This window comes from Faecalibacillus sp. H12, from assembly GCF_013361255.1.
Taxonomy (GTDB): Bacteria; Bacillota_I; Bacilli_A; order Erysipelotrichales; family Coprobacillaceae; genus Faecalibacillus; species Faecalibacillus intestinalis.
Genome location: NZ_JABWDK010000009.1, coordinates 29205 through 47302 on the forward strand (window position 1 = coordinate 29205; position 18098 = coordinate 47302).

At 30.8% G+C, this 18098-nt stretch carries 12 protein-coding genes and 1 pseudogene; 12 read left to right on the forward strand and 1 reads right to left on the reverse strand.

The genetic code is table 11. The features are described from left to right. The first annotated feature begins 42 nt into the window (after positions 1-42). The 6 genes from HUU89_RS07880 to HUU89_RS07905 all read left to right on the forward strand — a co-directional run bounded on the left by HUU89_RS07880 (position 43) and on the right by HUU89_RS07905 (position 7536). On the forward strand, positions 43-783 hold the full coding sequence (locus HUU89_RS07880) for an RsmE family RNA methyltransferase (RefSeq protein ID WP_175301469.1): 741 nt from the start codon (positions 43-45) through the stop codon (positions 781-783). Further along, entirely contained in the window at positions 780-1532 is a 753-nt protein-coding gene (locus HUU89_RS07885) for a hypothetical protein (RefSeq protein ID WP_175301470.1), read from the forward strand. Before HUU89_RS07880 ends, HUU89_RS07885 begins: the two co-directional genes overlap by 4 nt. 8 nt (positions 1533-1540) lie before the next feature. Next, positions 1541-2821 carry a tRNA (N(6)-L-threonylcarbamoyladenosine(37)-C(2))-methylthiotransferase MtaB gene (mtaB, locus tag HUU89_RS07890; RefSeq protein WP_022002491.1) on the forward strand — a complete coding sequence of 427 codons (1281 nt, stop codon included), beginning with the start codon at positions 1541-1543 and terminating at the stop codon, positions 2819-2821. Continuing rightward, positions 2821-4287, forward strand: a complete 1467-nt coding sequence (locus HUU89_RS07895) for a UDP-N-acetylmuramoyl-L-alanyl-D-glutamate--2,6-diaminopimelate ligase (protein WP_147580575.1) — start codon at positions 2821-2823, stop codon at positions 4285-4287. Before mtaB ends, HUU89_RS07895 begins: the two co-directional genes overlap by 1 nt. Further along, positions 4265-4906 carry a deoxyribose-phosphate aldolase gene (deoC, locus tag HUU89_RS07900; protein ID WP_022002489.1) on the forward strand — a complete coding sequence of 214 codons (642 nt, stop codon included), beginning with the start codon at positions 4265-4267 and terminating at the stop codon, positions 4904-4906. Before HUU89_RS07895 ends, deoC begins: the two co-directional genes overlap by 23 nt. A 143-nt stretch (positions 4907-5049) precedes the next feature. Continuing rightward, positions 5050-7536 carry an ATP-binding cassette domain-containing protein gene (locus tag HUU89_RS07905; RefSeq protein ID WP_175301471.1) on the forward strand — a complete coding sequence of 829 codons (2487 nt, stop codon included), beginning with the start codon at positions 5050-5052 and terminating at the stop codon, positions 7534-7536. Positions 7537-7561: 25 nt separating this feature from the next. On the opposite strand, the gene HUU89_RS07910 is transcribed toward HUU89_RS07905, so the two are convergent. Next, positions 7562-8251 (reverse strand): BglG family transcription antiterminator, encoded by a 690-nt coding sequence (locus HUU89_RS07910; protein WP_052010826.1) that lies wholly within the window; start codon positions 8249-8251, stop codon positions 7562-7564. Between the two features lie 236 nt (positions 8252-8487). Between HUU89_RS07910 and pflB the strand changes: the two genes are divergently transcribed. From pflB to HUU89_RS07945, 6 genes and pseudogenes are all read left to right on the forward strand, one after another. Next, positions 8488-10752 carry a formate C-acetyltransferase gene (gene pflB / locus HUU89_RS07915; RefSeq protein ID WP_032089796.1) on the forward strand — a complete coding sequence of 755 codons (2265 nt, stop codon included), beginning with the start codon at positions 8488-8490 and terminating at the stop codon, positions 10750-10752. A gap of 62 nt (positions 10753-10814) precedes the next feature. After that, positions 10815-11570: a pyruvate formate-lyase-activating protein gene (pflA, locus tag HUU89_RS07920; RefSeq protein ID WP_032089797.1), complete on the forward strand. Its 756-nt coding sequence runs from the start codon at positions 10815-10817 to the stop codon at positions 11568-11570. 129 nt (positions 11571-11699) lie between these two features. Next, positions 11700-12575, forward strand: coding sequence for an ROK family protein (locus HUU89_RS07925; protein WP_147580572.1), 876 nt, complete (start codon positions 11700-11702; stop codon positions 12573-12575). A gap of 85 nt (positions 12576-12660) precedes the next feature. After that, positions 12661-14253: pseudogene (locus HUU89_RS15000) on the forward strand (peptide ABC transporter substrate-binding protein). A gap of 210 nt (positions 14254-14463) precedes the next feature. Beyond that, positions 14464-16086, forward strand: coding sequence for a peptide ABC transporter substrate-binding protein (locus tag HUU89_RS07940; RefSeq protein WP_175301474.1), 1623 nt, complete (start codon positions 14464-14466; stop codon positions 16084-16086). Between the two features lie 304 nt (positions 16087-16390). Beyond that, positions 16391-18010, forward strand: a complete 1620-nt coding sequence (locus HUU89_RS07945) for a peptide ABC transporter substrate-binding protein (RefSeq protein ID WP_032089800.1) — start codon at positions 16391-16393, stop codon at positions 18008-18010. The last annotated feature ends 88 nt before the right edge of the window (positions 18011-18098 follow it).

Here is an 18098-nt window from a genome sequence, read left to right on the forward strand (position 1 = left end):
CTTGGGGAAATATTATGCTAGAATATGTTGGGGTGAAAGACGATGCAAAAATATTTTATAAATGAAAATATCGAATTAAATAAATCTTTCAAAATAGAAAGTAGTGATCAACATCATATAGAAAAAGTAATGCGTAATAAAAATGGTGATCAAATTATTTGTGTAGACTTAAAACATATTCAATATTTATGTTTAATTGAAAATGTTCAAGAAGGTACAATTTTACCAATTGAAAAATTAGATATTAATAATGAATTAGATGTAGAAGTTACACTTGTTTATGCTTTACCTAAAGGAGATAAATTTGAATTTGTTTTACAAAAAGCTTGTGAGTTAGGAGTTCATCATATTATTCCATTAAGTTCTAAAAGATGTGTTGTTAAACTTACTAAAGACAAATTCAATAAAAAACTGCCCCGCTATCAAAAAATATTAAAAGAAGCAAGTGAACAATCAGGAAGAAATAGAATACCTTCAATAGAAGAAGTAAAAACAATTAAAGAATTAAAACCCTATTTAAAAGATTATAATTTAGTGGCTTATGAAGAAACTGCTAAACAACATGAACATGGTGAATTATTTCATACTTTACAACAATTAAAAGCAGGGGATCAATTATTGATTATTATTGGTTGTGAAGGTGGCTTTGATGAAAGTGAAATTCAAGAATTAAACGAGATGGGCGTTAAATGTTGTTCATTAGGTAACCGTATTTTAAGAAGTGAAACAGCACCACTTTATTTAATGAGTGTCATTGGTTATTCAAGGGAGCTTACAAAATGATTAAATTATTAAAGAAATATGGGGTAGAGTTAAAATTAAAAAAATGTGATTTGTTTCGTCTTATTGAAGGACAAAAAGATACTTTTCTTGAAGATGGTTTTGCTTTTAAAATGACAAATGAAGAAGAAATGTTTAAATATGAAGTGATTTTAAATGGTATTTATAATAAGACAAAAATAGAAGGGGAATATAAGCGATTTGTTTATGAGACACAAGATGCTATTCAATATTTAAATTATGAAGAAAAACAAAAAATGTTTAATAGTATTATTAGTGAAACGTTAAAAAATTTAAAACTCATGAAAGCTGATCAACAAATTATTTTAATTCCTTATTTAGAACCTTTTATAAATGAAAGATATTTAAATAATTATATGTTATTAACATTAAAACAACATCAATTGTATGTTAAAAATTATCAAAGAAATATAGAAATTCCTTATCAACTTTATGGTTTAAAAGTATTACGTTCTGCTTTTTCTTCTTTAAAAGGAATAGCTGAAGATGAAAATTATGAATATTATTATTATGATGGTTTAAAGAAAATCTATATTTTTGATAAGAAAGAATATGGTTTAGTAGATAGTTTTCCAATAATTGATAAATATTTCCAAGGAAATACATCTTTAGATGATATAAGAGAAGTTATGACTTATTATAAACAACCTCAACAATTTATAAATCAATTACATGAATTAAATTATTTAAGTGATAAAGTACATAAAAAAATTATGAAAAAATTAAAGTAGGTGAAAGAATGAAAGTTGCATTCCATACATTAGGATGTAAAGTTAATTCCTATGAATCTCAAGCAATGCTAAATATGTTTGAAGAAGCAGGATATGAAGAAGTTGATTTTAAAGAAGTGGCAGATGTTTATGTTGTTAATACATGTACTGTCACAAATACAGGAGATAGTAAATCTCGTCAAATGATACGCAAAGCAATTCGTAAAAATCCTCAAGCAACCGTTTGTGTTGTTGGATGTTATAGCCAAGTAGCACCTCAAGATATTGAAGCAATTGAAGGTGTAAGTATCATTTTAGGGACACAATTTAGAAATGAAATTGTTGATTTAGTAGAAAAGTATCAACAAACACATGAAAGAATTGTGAAAGTTTCTGAAGTTAAACAATTAAGAAAATTTGAAGATTTAAATATTGATCGTTTTTTACATACGAGAGCTTATTTAAAGATTCAAGATGGATGTAATAATTTCTGTACATATTGTATTATTCCTTATGCTAGAGGAAGAGTGCGATCTAGAAAACCAGAAAGTGTTATTAAACAAGCAAAGGAATTAGTAGCTAAAGGATATGTAGAAATTGTTTTAACAGGGATTCATACAGCAGGATATGGTGAAGATTTAGAAAATTATAGTTTTTATGATTTATTAGTAGATTTAACAAAAATAGAAGGATTAAAGAGACTTCGTATTTCTTCTATTGAAACAAGTCAAATTACTGATGATATTATTGATTTAATTTCAAAATCTAAAATTATTGTGGATCATTTACATGTACCGCTTCAAGCTGGGTGTGATGAAACACTTAAACGTATGAATAGAAAATATAATTGTGAACAATATTATGAAAAATTATCAAAAATTAGAAGATTGATTCCTGATATTGTTTTTACAACAGATGTCATTGTTGGTTTTCCTGGAGAAAGCGAAGAAGAGTTTGAAAAAACTTATGAATTTATTAAAAAAGTGGGATATACACAACTTCATGTTTTCCCTTATTCTATGCGTAAAGGAACACCAGCAGCACGTATGGTACAAGTTGATGAAAAAATTAAACATGAAAGAGTTAATCGATTGATTGCATTATCTCATGAGTTAAATGAAAATTATGCAAAATCTCAAATTGGTAAAACTTTAAGAGTTCTTTTTGAAAAAGAAGATCATGGATATTATGTGGGACATGGAGATAATTATTTACTTATAAAAGTACAAAGTGATGAACAATTGATAGGTCAATTGAAGAATGTTATAATTGATTCATATGATGAAATGTTAATTGGAAGAGTGGTATAATGAAACGATTAAATGAGTTGTTTAATATTGATAATGATATGAAAATATACTCAATTCATAGTGATTCAAGATATGTAAAACCCTATTCTATATTCTTTTGTATTGAAGGATTGAGTGTAGATGGACATCGTTATGTGGATGATGCTATTTTTCAAGGAGCAAAAGTTATTGTTCATAGCAAGGATATAGAAAAACAACCAGGCATTATTTATATTAAGGTAGCAGATGCTTTAGATGAATTAAATAGAGTTTCTAATGTATTCTATGATTATCCAAGTAAGAAAATGCGTGTTGTTGGAGTGACTGGAACAAGTGGTAAAACAGTTGTTGCTTCAATGGTTAAAAGTGTGATGGATCATTATTGTAAAGCAGCTTACATGGGAACAATTTCTTTAGAGTATGATGGGGTAGAAGAACAGTGCCCTTATACGACGCCAGAAACTTTATATGTACAAAAGAAATTGTTTGATATGGCAAGACGTGGTGTTAAGGTTGTTGCCATGGAAGCAAGTAGTCATGGTTTGGCACTTAAAAGAATTGATGCAGTCGATTTTAATATTGCTGTTTTAACAAATATTTCTGATGAACATTTAGATTTTCATGGAACTAGAAGACAATATATTGAAAGTAAGAAAAAATTATTTTCAATGTTATCTACAAATTCGATTGCTGTTTTAAATAAAGATGAAGAAGTTTTTGCTGAATTTAAAGCAGCTACGAAAGCAAGAATTATGACTTATGGTATTAAAAATGAAAGTGAAATTATGGCTAAAAATATAGAACTTTATATTGATCATAGTGAATTTGATCTTTCATTAAAAGGAAATCTATATCATATTGTTTGTCCAACAATTGCTGATTTTAATATTTATAATGTTCTAGCAACGGTAGGAGTACTTGTTGGTTTAGGATTTGATGATCGCATGATCATTGAAGCCATTAGTGATTTAAAACCAGTTAATGGAAGAATGGAGCTTATTCCTAATAAACATAAAATTACGATTATTGTCGATTATTGTTGTCATACAAAAGATTTTGAAAATGTTTTTAAATTTGCAGATCGTGTTTCTAGAGGAAATATTATTGCTGTTTTAGGAGCACCAAGTAAAAGACATATGGCAAGAAGAAAGAAAATAGGAGCATTGGCCAATAGATATTTAGATCATGTGATTTTGACTGAATTAGATGATCGAGGAGAAAATATTGAGGAAATTTGTAAAGAAATTCAAAGTGAGATTACAGATATTCCAAGCATTATTATTCCTAATCGTGCAGTAGCTGTTGAACAAGCCATTGAACAAGCAAGTCCAGGAGATGTTGTTTTATTATTAGGAAAAGGTCATGAAAAATTTATTGCCTTAGAAGTTGGTCAAAGAGAGTATGAAGGAGATAAAGCGATAGCATTAAAAGCTATTAAAAGAGTATACGAAGGAGAAGAAGAAAATGAACTACAACAAAATGATTGATCATACTGTTTTAAAAGCAGATACACCTTTAGAAACAGTTAAAAGAATTTGTGATGAAGCAATGGAATATGGTTTTGCAAGTGTTTGTATTAATCCATGCCATGTTGCTTATTGTGCAGACTATCTAAAAGATAGTGATGTCAATGTATGTACAGTTATTGGTTTTCCATTAGGGGCTAATACAAGTGCAGTGAAAGCATTTGAAACAAAGGATGCGATTGCTAATGGGGCTGATGAAATTGATATGGTAATGAATATCGGAGCTTTAAAAGATAAAAATTATGATTTAGTAAGAGATGATGTTAAAGCGGTAGTTGAAGCTGCTAATGGAACATTAGTAAAAGTTATTTTAGAAACTTGTTTACTTACAGAAGATGAAATTAAAAAAGCATGTGAATTATGCGTAGAAGCAAAAGCTGATTATGTAAAAACAAGTACTGGTTTTTCAACAAGAGGGGCTACAATTGAAGATGTTAGAATCATGAAAGAAGCTGTTCATGGAAAAGCAAAAGTAAAAGCTGCAGGTGGTGTTAGAACACCTGAAGATATGGTGAAAATCGTTGCTGCTGGAGCTGATCGTATTGGAACAAGTGCAGGATGTTCTTTAGTTAAAAAATAAGTTGGATGTAATTTTAATTTTTTAATGTTATTTACAAAATACAGGTATAAAATGAAAAATATGTAAATGGTATTCGAAATGAATATCATTTACTTTTTTTATTCCAAAAATAATATATAACTAAAGAAGAAATGAGGGATTATATGGGAAATACACCAAAGAAAATAAAAGTAAGAGGTGCAAAAGTACATAACTTAAAAAATATCAATGTTGATATACCATTAAATCAAATAGTTGCTATTACAGGTGTTTCAGGGTCAGGAAAATCATCACTAGCCATGGGTGTTCTTTATAGTGAGGGGTCAAGAAGATACTTAGAATCTTTATCAACTTATACAAGAAGGCGTATGACGAGTGCAACGAAGGCACAAGTAGATGAAGTTCTTTATGTTCCTGCGGCTTTAGCACTTCACCAACGACCGGCTGTTCCAGGTATTCGTAGTACGTTTGGAACAGGGACAGAACTTTTAAATAGTTTAAGACTCATGTATTCACGTCTTGCTAAGCATTGTTGTAAAAATGGTCATTATATTGAACCAACTTTAAATGTGGCTGCTGAAAAAGAAATCATCTGTCCAATTTGTAAAGAAAAAATACATGCACCAAGTGCTGAAGAGTTAGCTTTTAATAGTCAAGGAGCTTGTCTTAAATGTGGTGGAACAGGAATTGTTAGAATTGTTGATATTGATTCGCTTGTTCCTGATAAAACACTTACCATAGATGAAGGAGCAGTCGCTCCATGGAACTCATTAATGTGGACTTTGATGACAGATGTTTGTCGTGCCATGGGAGTAAGAACAGATGTGCCTTTTAATCAATTAACTGATGAAGAAAAAAATATTGTTTATTATGGACCGGCGGAAAAGAAACATATTTTTTATAAGGCTAAAAATACAGATCATGCAGGAGAAATGGATTTTACTTATTTTAATGCAACTTATACAGTAGAAAATGCTTTATCAAAAGTTAAAGATGATAAAGGAATGAAAAGAGTTGAAAAGTTTTTAAAAGAAGAAATTTGTCCAGAATGTCAGGGAACACGTTTATCAAAAGAAGCAAGAAAACCTTTGATTAGAGGAATTGGTTTAGATAAAGCTTGTCAAATGCCATTAAATGATTTAGTAGAATGGGTAAGAGGTATTCCAAATTCAATGCCTGATGAAATGAAGCCAATGGCTTGTGAAATCTGTGATTCGTTTTTAGATGTTTCTAAAAGGCTGTTAGATTTAGGATTGGGCTATCTTTCTTTAGATAGAGCTGCTTCTACACTTTCAACAGGAGAAAGACAACGTATGCAACTTGCTAGAGCAGTAAGAAATCGTACAACAGGTATTCTCTATGTTTTAGATGAACCTTCTATTGGATTACATCCTTCTAATATTTATGGACTTATAGAAGTCATGAATGATTTAATTCATGATGGAAATTCTATTTTATTAGTAGATCATGATACTGAAATTATTAAAGAAGCGAATTGGCTCATTGAAATGGGACCAGAAGCAGGAAAAAATGGAGGTTATGTTTTTACGGAAGGAACAATAGAACAAATTAAAAATGATAAAAAGTCAATGATTGGGCCATTCCTTACAAATCATTATGATGAAAAAATGCGTCCAATATCTCCAATTGAACAACTATTTGAATTTGGAAAAATTCATCTTTCAACAAATCAAATACATACAGTCCATCCTTTAGAAGTAGATATTCCTAAAGGGAAATTAACGGTTGTTACAGGAGTGTCAGGTTCTGGAAAAACAACGATGATTCTAGAAAGCTTGTTACCAGCGATTCAAACTAAAATCAATGACTCATCATTACCTGATCATGTTAAAGATGTTCAAATGGAAGGAATAGAACATATTAAACTGATTGATGCTTCACCTATTGGTATTAATATTCGTTCGACTGTTGCTACTTATATTAATGTTCATGATGAACTTAGAAAAAGATTTGCCAAAACAGAAAGCGCTAAGTCTAAGGGGTACAAAGCAGGAGATTTTTCTTATAATACAGGAAAGCTTAGATGTCCAACTTGTGATGGAACAGGGACATTAAGTTTGGATGTACAATTCTTGCCAGATGTTCATGTGACTTGTCCTGATTGTCATGGTTCTAGATATAATAAAGAAAGTTATTTTATTAAATATAAAACGTCAAAAGAGAAAGAGTATTCTTTACCTGAATTGATGGAAATGGATGTGAGTTTTGCTAAAGAAGCTTGTCAAGGTTTAAAAGGTGTTTATCGAAAACTGGAAGTATTAGAAAACTTAGGTTTAGGATATTTGACATTGGGTGAGGAAACACCAAGTTTATCTGGTGGAGAGGCACAGCGTTTAAAACTTGCAAGTGAAATGAGTAAGTCTCAAAATGATTCAATTTTTATCTTTGATGAACCTACGATTGGATTACATCCTTTAGATGTTCAAATATTAGTTAAAGTTTTTCAATCACTTGTAGATCAAGGTGCGACAGTCGTCGTCATTGAACATGATCGTGATGTGATAAAAAATGCGGATTATATAATTGATATGGGGCCAGGTGGTGGTCAAGATGGTGGAATGATTGTAGCTACTGGTAGTGTTGAAGAAATAAAAAATAATATAAAGAGTATTACAGGTAAATATTTATAAAAAAATAGAAGTTCAATGTGAACTTCTATTTTTGTCTTGCTGAAACAATAAAGTGTAATGCAAAATAAGCCACTTCATCTTCAGTAAATCTTTTATGATAAATAGATTCAATAGCGTCATTTAAGATTTCTGCCATTGCAAATTCTTTAGGATGTCTTTCTTTAATCTTTGCAGTTAAAGGATTTTCGATTTGACTATCATCTAATAATCGATCAAGTGCAGGTGTTAAATGTAATCCTAAAGAAACAAGTAATTTTTCATTATTTCTTAAATCTATACCTTTTTGTTTAAATAAAGAATCTAAAGTGTTTTGTAGAACATCAATAATTTCATCATCTAATAAATTAACACCAGCATTAAATTCAACATCTAATACGTTATTTTTAGATAGGTACATTGAAATAAGTGCTAATTCTGATTCTGGAAATTCAATATCAAATTTTTTACTAAGAATATTACAAATTTCAACTGCTGAATCATAGTTAGTGTTTGCTTTATATGATGTGATTTGTCCTTGACTTAAAGGAATGTAATTGTTTGTTTTGATTCTAAGTATTGCAATTGCAAGATGTACAACGAGATTTTGCGTAAATTGTGGAGATAATGTTAAATGATTTTTCTCGATTACTTCATTTACTGCTTCGCGACATACTTGTTTTGATAATTCTAAATCTTTATCAGCAGCGCTTGATAAAGCTTGGTTTGTTAATGTCATAAAAAAGCCTCCTAAAATGTCTACGTAAACTATATACTAAATCAATTAGAAAAGCTAGGAAAAAATAAATATTCTTTATAAGAGCATATGATTGGATTTTAGGAATCATTCCTGTTATACTAAACTTGTAAAATAATTATGTAAGCGCTCATCATTTTCTTTAAGTTTTTGTTGTCTATGCAAAATGTAAGTGCTATAATTATGAAGGAATTTTGATTTAGGAGGAAATAAACAAAATGGCTTTAACAGATAAATTCAATGAAGAATGGAACGGATTTAAAGGAAGACTTTGGAAAGAAGAAGTAAACACTCGTCAATTCATTCAAGATAACTATAAACCTTATGATGGAGATGAATCATTTTTAGCTGGTCCTACAGAAGCTACTAATAAACTTTGGGGAAAACTTCAAAAGTTACAAAAAGAAGAAAGAGCTAAAGGTGGAGTATTAGAATGTGAAACTAAAGTAGTAAGTGGACTTACTGCTTATGGTCCTGGATATATCGATGAAGAAATGAAAGATTTAGAAAAAGTTGTTGGTTTACAAACTGACAAACCTTTAAAAAGAGCTTTCATGCCTTATGGTGGTATCAAAATGGCAGAACAAGCTGCTGCAACTTATGGATATGAACCAGATGAAAAATTACATGAAATTTTCACAAAATATCATAAAACACATAACCAAGCAGTATTCGATGTTTATACACCAGAAATTAAAAAAGCTCGTCATAATAAAGTAATTACAGGTTTACCTGATACATACGGACGTGGACGTATTGTTGGTGACTATCGTCGTGTTGCTTTATATGGTATTGATTTCTTAATTGAACAAAAAGTAAATGATTTCAATCATTGTGGTAGTGGATCAATGACTGAAGACATCATTCGTAAAAGAGAAGAAATTGCTGAACAAGTAAAAGCATTAAAAGGTATGAAAGAAATGGCTGCTATCTACGGATATGACATTTCTAAACCAGCTAAAAATGCTCATGAAGCATTCCAATGGTTATACTTTGGATACTTAGCTGCAATCAAAACTCAAAATGGTGCTGCAATGTCAGTTGGACGTATTTCTACTTTCTTAGATATCTATGTAGAAAGAGATTTAGCTAACGGAACATTAACAGAAGAAGAAGCACAAGAATTAGTAGACCATTTCGTTATGAAATGTAGAATGGTTAAATTTGCTCGTATTCCTTCTTACAACCAATTATTCTCTGGTGACCCAGTATGGGCTACACTTGAAGTTGCAGGTTTAGGAACTGATGGACGTTCAATGGTTACTAAAAACTGTTTCCGTTTCTTACACACATTAGAAAATATGGGTCCTTCACCAGAACCAAACTTAACAGTTTTATATACAAAAGCATTACCAGAAAACTTCAAACGTTTTGCTGCTAAAATCTCAGTAGATACTAGCTCAATCCAATATGAAAATGATGATGTAATGCGTCCTGTATGGGGAGATGATTACTCAATTTGTTGTTGTGTATCAGCTACTCAAACTGGTAAAGAAATGCAATTCTTTGGTGCACGTGCAAACTTAGCTAAATGTTTAACATATGCTATCAATGGTGGTATTGATGAAAAAACTAAAGATCAAGTGGCTCCAAAATATCGTCCAATTACTTCTGAATACTTAGACTATGATGAAGTTATGGAACGTTATGACCAAATGATGGAATGGTTAGCAGATCTTTATGTTAATACATTAAACTTAATTCAATATATGCATGATAAATATTATTATGAAGCTGCACAAATGTCATTAATTGATACTGATCTAAAACGTACTTTCGCAACTGGTATTGCTGGATTCTCACATGTAGTAGATTCATTAAGCGCAATCAAATATGCTAAAGTTAAAACAATCAGAGATGAAGATGGTATCGTAGTAGATTATGAAGTTGAAGGTGACTTCCCAAGATATGGTAACGATGATGATCGTGCTGATGATATCGCTGTATGGTTATTAGGTGAATTCTTAGCTAAAATCAAAAAACATCATACTTATAGAGATTCAGAACCAACAACTTCTATCTTAACAATCACTTCAAACGTTGTTTATGGTAAAGCTACAGGTTCATTACCTGATGGACGTAAAGCAGGTGAACCATTATCACCAGGTGCTAACCCATCTTATGGTGCAGAACAAAATGGTTTATTAGCTTCATTAAACTCAGTTGCTAAATTACCATATGAATGGGCATTGGATGGTATTTCTAATACTCAAACAATCAACCCAGATGCTTTAGGACATGATGAAGGTGAAAGAGTTAATAACTTAGTACAAGTTATGGATGGATATTTTGAACAAGGTGCTCATCACTTAAATGTTAACGTATTTGGAACTGAAAAATTAATTGATGCTATGGAACATCCAGAAAAAGAAGAATATGCAAACTTCACAATTCGTGTATCTGGATATGCTGTTAAATTCATTGACTTAACTCGTGAACAACAATTAGATGTTATCGCAAGAACTTGTCATGAACATATGTAATCAATAACTTAATCAAATAATGAAAACAACCTCTTATGAGGTTGTTTTGTTACGGAGGAAAAATGGAAACAATTGGTAGAATTCATTCAATAGAAAGCTTTGGATCAGTCGATGGTCCAGGAGTACGTTATATTTATTTCTTACATGGATGTCCTTTAAGATGTCAATTTTGTCATAATCCTGATACATGGGGTTCAAAGAAATACGAAGAATATACTCCTGAAAAAGCGCTTCAACAAGCAATGAAGTACAAAACATATTGGGGTAAAAAAGGGGGCATTACGATTAGTGGTGGAGAACCTTTAGCTCAAATTGATTTTGTTTTAGAATTATTTAAACTTGCAAAAAAAGAAGGTATCAATACATGTATTGATACCAGTGGTGGATGTTTTACTAGAGAAGAACCGTTCTTTTCAAAATTTAAAGAATTGATGGAGTATACAGATTTATTACTTGTTGATATTAAAGAGATCAATAATGAAAGACATAAGACTTTAACAGGAAGAAGTAATGAAAATATTTTAGATATGGCAAAGTATTTATCTGAAATTAATAAACCAATTTGGATTAGACATGTACTTGTTCCAGAAAGAAGTGATTATGATGAAGATTTAATTGAATTAGATCGTTTTATTTCTACCCTTTCTAATGTTTATCGTGTAGAAATACTTCCTTATCATACTTTAGGTGTCTTTAAGTGGGAAGAATTGAAGATTCCTTATCAATTAGAAGGAATAAAACCTCCAACTAAAGAACGTGTAGATAATGCTAACAGATTATTACATGTAGATCGTTATACAAGATATTTAGATAATTAATGAAAAAAGAGTTCATGAATTTAGATTTATCATCTAAATCATGTAACTCTTTTTCAATTTATAATTGCATATTTACTTTATAATCAGAGTTGTTTAAAATAAGAGTAAAGGAAAAAAGGAGATATAATAATGAAATTAGGAGCAATTGAAGCAGGTGGAACTAAATTTGTAGTTTGTATTGGAAATGAAAAAGGAGAAGTTTTAGAAAGAGAATCATTTCCTACAGAAGCACCTGAAAAAACAATGGAAAATGTTTTTAAATTCTTTGATGGAAAAGAAATTGAAGCATTAGGTGTAGGAAGTTTTGGACCTATTGATCCAGATCTTACAAGTCCAACTTATGGTTATATTACAACAACACCTAAACCAGGATGGAATAATTATAACATTATGGGTGCTTTAAAAGAAAGATATGACATTCCTATGGCTTTTGATACAGATGTTAATGGGGCTGCTTTAGGTGAAGCAACATTTGGTGCGGCAAAAGGATTAGACAGTGCCCTTTATCTTACAATTGGAACAGGAATTGGTGGAGGAGCCGTTGTTGGTGGTAAACTTGTACACGGGTTACTTCATCCAGAAATGGGACATATGAAAATGATTGTTAGAGAAGATGATAAATATTCAGGAAAATGTCCATATCATGGAACATGTTTTGAAGGTTTAGCAGCTGGTCCTGCCATTGAAGCAAGATGGGGAGTAAAAGGAAGTGAACTTCCAGGAGATCATCCGGCATGGGATTTAGAAGCTTATTATATTGGACAAGCGATGGCAAATTATATTTTAACTCTTTCACCTAAGAAAATTATTCTAGGTGGTGGTGTTATGCATCAAAAACAACTTTTTCCAATGATTCATAAATATACTCAAGAATTCTTAAATGGTTATATTCAAAAAGAAGAAGTGACTACTGATAAAATTAAAGATTATATCGTTTATCCAGAATTAGGGGATAATGCTGGGGTTGTTGGAGCTTTAGCTCTTGCCATGAGTGTAGTAAAATAATGAAGTAGAGAAATCTACTTCTTTTTTTGATAAAAAAGGAGAAAGGGAATATGAAAAAATACTCTCATTATTTTTATGTTGTTTAATGGTTTTAACATTAACGGGATGTGGTGGATCAAATGGAGATGACATAACGACTTATACGTATTCAAGTGAATTGGATATTAAAAATTTAGATTCGTCAGATGCAGATGATGGATGTTCACTCAAGGCAATTCATGCAGTAATCGATGGACTTACAAAAACAGATAAAAAAGGAAATATCGTAAACGCGGTTGCTAAAAGTGAAGAATTGTCTGAAGACGGTTTAACACATACCTACAAACTTCGAAAAGATTTTAAATGGACAAATGGAGATCCTGTAACAGCTCATGATTTCGTTTATGCATGGCAACGTATTTTTAGAAAAAAGGGAAGTTATTATTATATGTTTGCAGATGGAATTGCAAGTATTGAAGGGGCTCAAGAGTTATCAGATAAAATTGATGCAGGTGAAGAACTTACGGATGATGATTTAAATTCTATGGGTGTAAAAGCAATTGATGACTATACTTTAGAAGTAAAAACAACTGTACGTGTTTCTTTCTTTGATGAATTAATGGCATTTCCATGTTTTTTCCTAATTAATGAAAAGTTTTGTGAAAAACAAGGAGATAAATATGGTAAAAGCGCAAAAGCTATTTTAGGAAATGGTGCTTTTATTATGACAAATTGGGAACCAGGATCAGTGGTTGAATTTGAAAAGAACGAAAGTTATTATGATCAAAAACATGTTAAATTAAATAAACTTGTCATGAAACTTGTTCAAAATCCAAAAGTTGCGGCTCAATCATTTATGGCAGGAGAAACAGACTATGCACCAATCAATTAGGATTTGGTAGATAAATATAAAGATGATGAAGCTTTTAAACAAGTACCAGAAGGCTTCCTTTATTATTTATCTGTGAATTTTCAAAATGCAGATCTTGCTAATGCGAATATCAGACAAGCAGTTTCACTTTCAATTAATCGAAATGATTTATGCGAAAAAATATTAAAAGACGGTTCTTTTGCAGCAACAGGATTTATTCTTTCTGGTTTAGCAACGAGTCCAGATGGCGTTGATTTTAGAAAAGATTCTGGAAACTTTACATCTTATGATAAGAAAAAAGCACAAGAATCTTTAGATGAAGGATTAAAAGAATTAGGAAAAGATCAAATTACGTTAAGATTTACATATGGTAAAGATGAATCTCCAAAGGATGTATTTGTAACTTATTTACAAAATGCTTTAAGTGAATTAGATGGTATTAAAGTAGAAATGGTAGCTACTACTAAACAAGATCGTATTTACAACAAACAAAAAAATGGAGATTTCGATTTAGCTACAACTCGTTGGGGACCTGATTATGGTGATCCTACAACTTACTTAACAATGGGTATTTCTACTAATGGTAACAACTATGGTAAATATACAAACAGTGAATTAGATGCATTAATGGATAAAGTTGCTAATGAATCTGATGCTAATACTCGTTGGCAAAAAATGAAAGATGCAGAAAAAATCTTACTAGATGGTTATGCATATATTCCTGTTTTTGAAAAAGGAGCGGCAACATTACAAAATCCAAAAGTAAAAAATCTAGTTATTAAACCATGTAGAACAATTTCTTTTGAATATGTAGAAAAAACTGAATAAAAAGAGAAAAGGCATAATAAGAAAATATGATGTCTTTTTTAATAAAAAACTATCACGGTAATAAATTAATATATTGCATTGTATACAAATATCCAAAATAGTATTGACTTTTAAAGACTAATACACTATTATGAAGTTAATAAATCGATAAATTGTATACAACATGTCGATTTATTGCACAAAAGATAATTTAAGAAGGGAAGAGAGAATATGAAAAAACTATTATCAATGGTGCTTTGTGCTATGATGGCTCTAACTCTTGCTGGTTGTGGGGGATCAGGAGGAGATTCATCTACTTACACTTTCTCAAGTGAATTAGATATTAAAAACTTAGATTCATCAGATGCCGATGACGGATGCTCATTTACAGCAATGCATGCTGTTATTGATGGGCTTATGAAAACAGATAAGAAAGGTAATATCGTAAATGGTGTTGCTTCATCTTCTGAAGTTTCAGATGACGGGTTAACTCATACTTACAAAATCAGAAAAGATGCTAAATGGGCTAACGGTGATCCTGTTACTGCAAATGATTTCGTTTATGCTTGGCATAGAATCTTCCAAAAGAAAGGTCAATATTACTACATGTTCTGTGATGGTATTGCAAGTATTGTAGGGGCACAAGAAATGTCAGATAAAATTGACAATGAAGAAGATATTACAGATGCTGATTTAGATGCAATGGGTGTTAAAGCAGTCGATGATAAAACATTAGAAGTTACTACAACTACTCGTGTTTCATTCTTTGATGAATTAATGTCATTCCCATGTTTCTATCCAATCAATGAAAAGTTCTGCGAAAAACAAGGTGATAAATATGGTAAGAGTGCTAAAACTATTTTAGGAAATGGTGCTTTCACTATGACAAACTGGGAACCAGGTTCAGTAGCTGAATTTGAAAAAAATGATAAATATTATGATGCTAAAACAGTTAAAATTGACAAATTAGTAATGAAATTAGTTCAAGATCCAAAAGTTGCTGCTCAAGCATTCGAAGCAGGTGAAACTGATTTCGCTCCAATCAACTCAGACTTAGTTGATAAATACAAAAAAGATGATTCATTCAAACAAATTAATGAAGGTTACTTATTCTATATTTCAGTAAACTTCCAAAATAGTGATTTAGCTAACTTAAATGTAAGAAAAGCAATCTCACTAGCAATCAATAGAAAAGATTTATGTGAAAACGTCTTAAAAGATGGTTCACAAGCTGCTTCAGGATTTGTTCCATCAGGATTATCAATTTCTCCAGAAGGAAAAGATTTCCGTGATGAAGCAGATGCTTATACTTCATATGATAAAAAAGCTGCTCAAGCTGCATTAGATGAAGGATTAAAAGAATTAGGAAAATCTGAAATTACTTTAAGAGTTACTTATGGTACAGATGAATCACCAATGGATGTATTTGCAACTTATTTACAAAACGCTTTAAGTAAATTAGATGGTATTAAAGTAGAAATGGTAGCTACTACTAAACAAGATCGTATTTACAACAAACAAAAAAATGGAGATTTCGATTTAGCTACAACTCGTTGGGGACCTGATTATGGTGATCCTACAACTTACTTAACAATGGGTATTTCTACTAATGGTAACAACTATGGTAAATATACAAACAGTGAATTAGATGCATTAATGGATAAAGTTGCTAATGAATCTGATGTTAATACTCGTTGGCAAGAAATGATTGATGCAGAAAAAATTATGATGGATGATTTATGTTACATCCCAGTATTTGAAAAAGGTACTGCAACTTTACAAAATAAAGATGTAAAAGGTTTAGTAATTAGACCTGTAGGGGTTCCATATACATTCCAATATGTATCAAAATAGTCGATAAAATCAACAGAAACACAATATTTCGGTATTGTGTTTCTTCTTAAAAAAGAATAAAAAAATATGTTGTCTTCCAATTAATATAAACGTCAAAAATAAATGTATAAAAAACAATTGTTCTATTTTATTCTTGAATGTAGATTGAAAAATATTTTTTTGTATAAACAATAATACAATTTTGTATACAAAGTTCGTTTTTTTTGTTGACTTCTATAACGCATTGTACTAATATTAAAGCATAAATTTTTATTGTATATGTATTAGTGTATACAAAGGCGATTTATAGAAGGGAAGAGAAAAAATGAAAAAATTATTATCTATGGTACTTTGTGCTATGATGGCTCTAACTCTTGCTGGGTGTGGGGGATCTAGTGATGATTCATCTACTTACACTTATTCAAGTGAATTAGATATCAAAAATTTAGACTCATCAGATGCCGAAGACGGATGCTCATTTACTGCATTACATGCAATTATTGATGGGCTAATGAAACCTGCTAAAGATGGTACTACTACATATGGTATTGCTAAATCTTCAGAAGTTTCAGAAGACGGTTTAACACACACTTATAAATTAAGAGATGCTAAATGGTCTAATGGTGATGCTGTGACAGCAAACGATTTCGTTTATGCATGGCAAAGAATTTTCAAAAAGAAAGGAAACTACTATTACATGTTCTGCGATGGTATTGCTAACATCGCAGGTGCTCAAGAATTATCAGATAAAATCGATGCAGAACAAGATTTAACTGATGAAGACTTAAACAAATTAGGGGTAAAAGCTGTAGACGACAAAACGTTAGAAATTACTACAACTACAAGAGTTTCATTCTTTGATGAATTAATGTCATTCCCATGTTTCTATCCAATTAACCAAAAATTCTGTGAAAAACAAGGTGATAAATATGGTAAGAGTGCTGATTCTATTTTAGGTAACGGTGCTTTCGTTATGACAAACTGGGAACCAGGTTCAGTAGCTGAATTCGAAAAAAATGATAAATTCTATGCTGCTAAAGATGTAAAAATCGACAAATTAGTGATGAAATTAGTTCAAGAGCCAAAAGTTGCTGCTCAAGCTTTTGAAGCAGGTGAAACTGATTTCGCTATTATCAACTCTGACTTAGTTGATAAATACAAAAAAGATGAATCATTCAAAAATATTTCTGAAGGATTCTTATTCTACATTCAACCAAATTTAGAAAATAGTGATTTAGCTAACTTAAATGTAAGAAAAGCTTTATCATTAGCTATCAACAGAAAAGATTTATGTGAAAACGTATTAAAAGACGGTTCACAAGCTGCTAAAGGTTTCGTACCTTCAGGATTATCAATTTCTCCAGAAGGAAAAGATTTCCGTGATGAAGCTGCAACATATACTTCATATGACAAAAAAGCTGCACAAGCTGCTTTAGATGAAGGATTAAAAGAATTAGGAAAATCTGAAATTACTTTAAGATTAACTTATGGTACAGATGAATCTCCAATGGATGTATTTGCAACTTATTTACAAAACGCTTTCTCTAGCTTAAAAGGATTAAAAATTGAAATGGTTGCTACTACTAAACAAGATCGTATCTACAACAAACAAAAAAATGGAGATTTCGATTTATCAGTAACTCGTTGGGGACCTGACTATGGTGATCCTACAACTTATTTAACATTAGCTTTAACTGACAACAATAACAACTATGGTCATTGGTCAAATGCTGAATATGATTCAATCATGGGAAAAGTTAACAGTGAAACTGATGCTAATGCTCGTTGGCAATTAATGATCGATGCAGAAAAAATCTTATGTGAAGATTTAGGATATATTCCAGTATTCGAAAAAGGAACTGCTACTTTACAAAATACAAAAGTTAAAAACTTAGGTATTAAACCAGTTGGTGTTCCATATACATTCGAATATGTATCAAAATAGTTCAATCTAAAAAAGAACATAGAGAAGACAACACAATATAGTATTCTGTATTGTGTTTCTTTTTTAAATAAATATAGGAGGAAAAAAG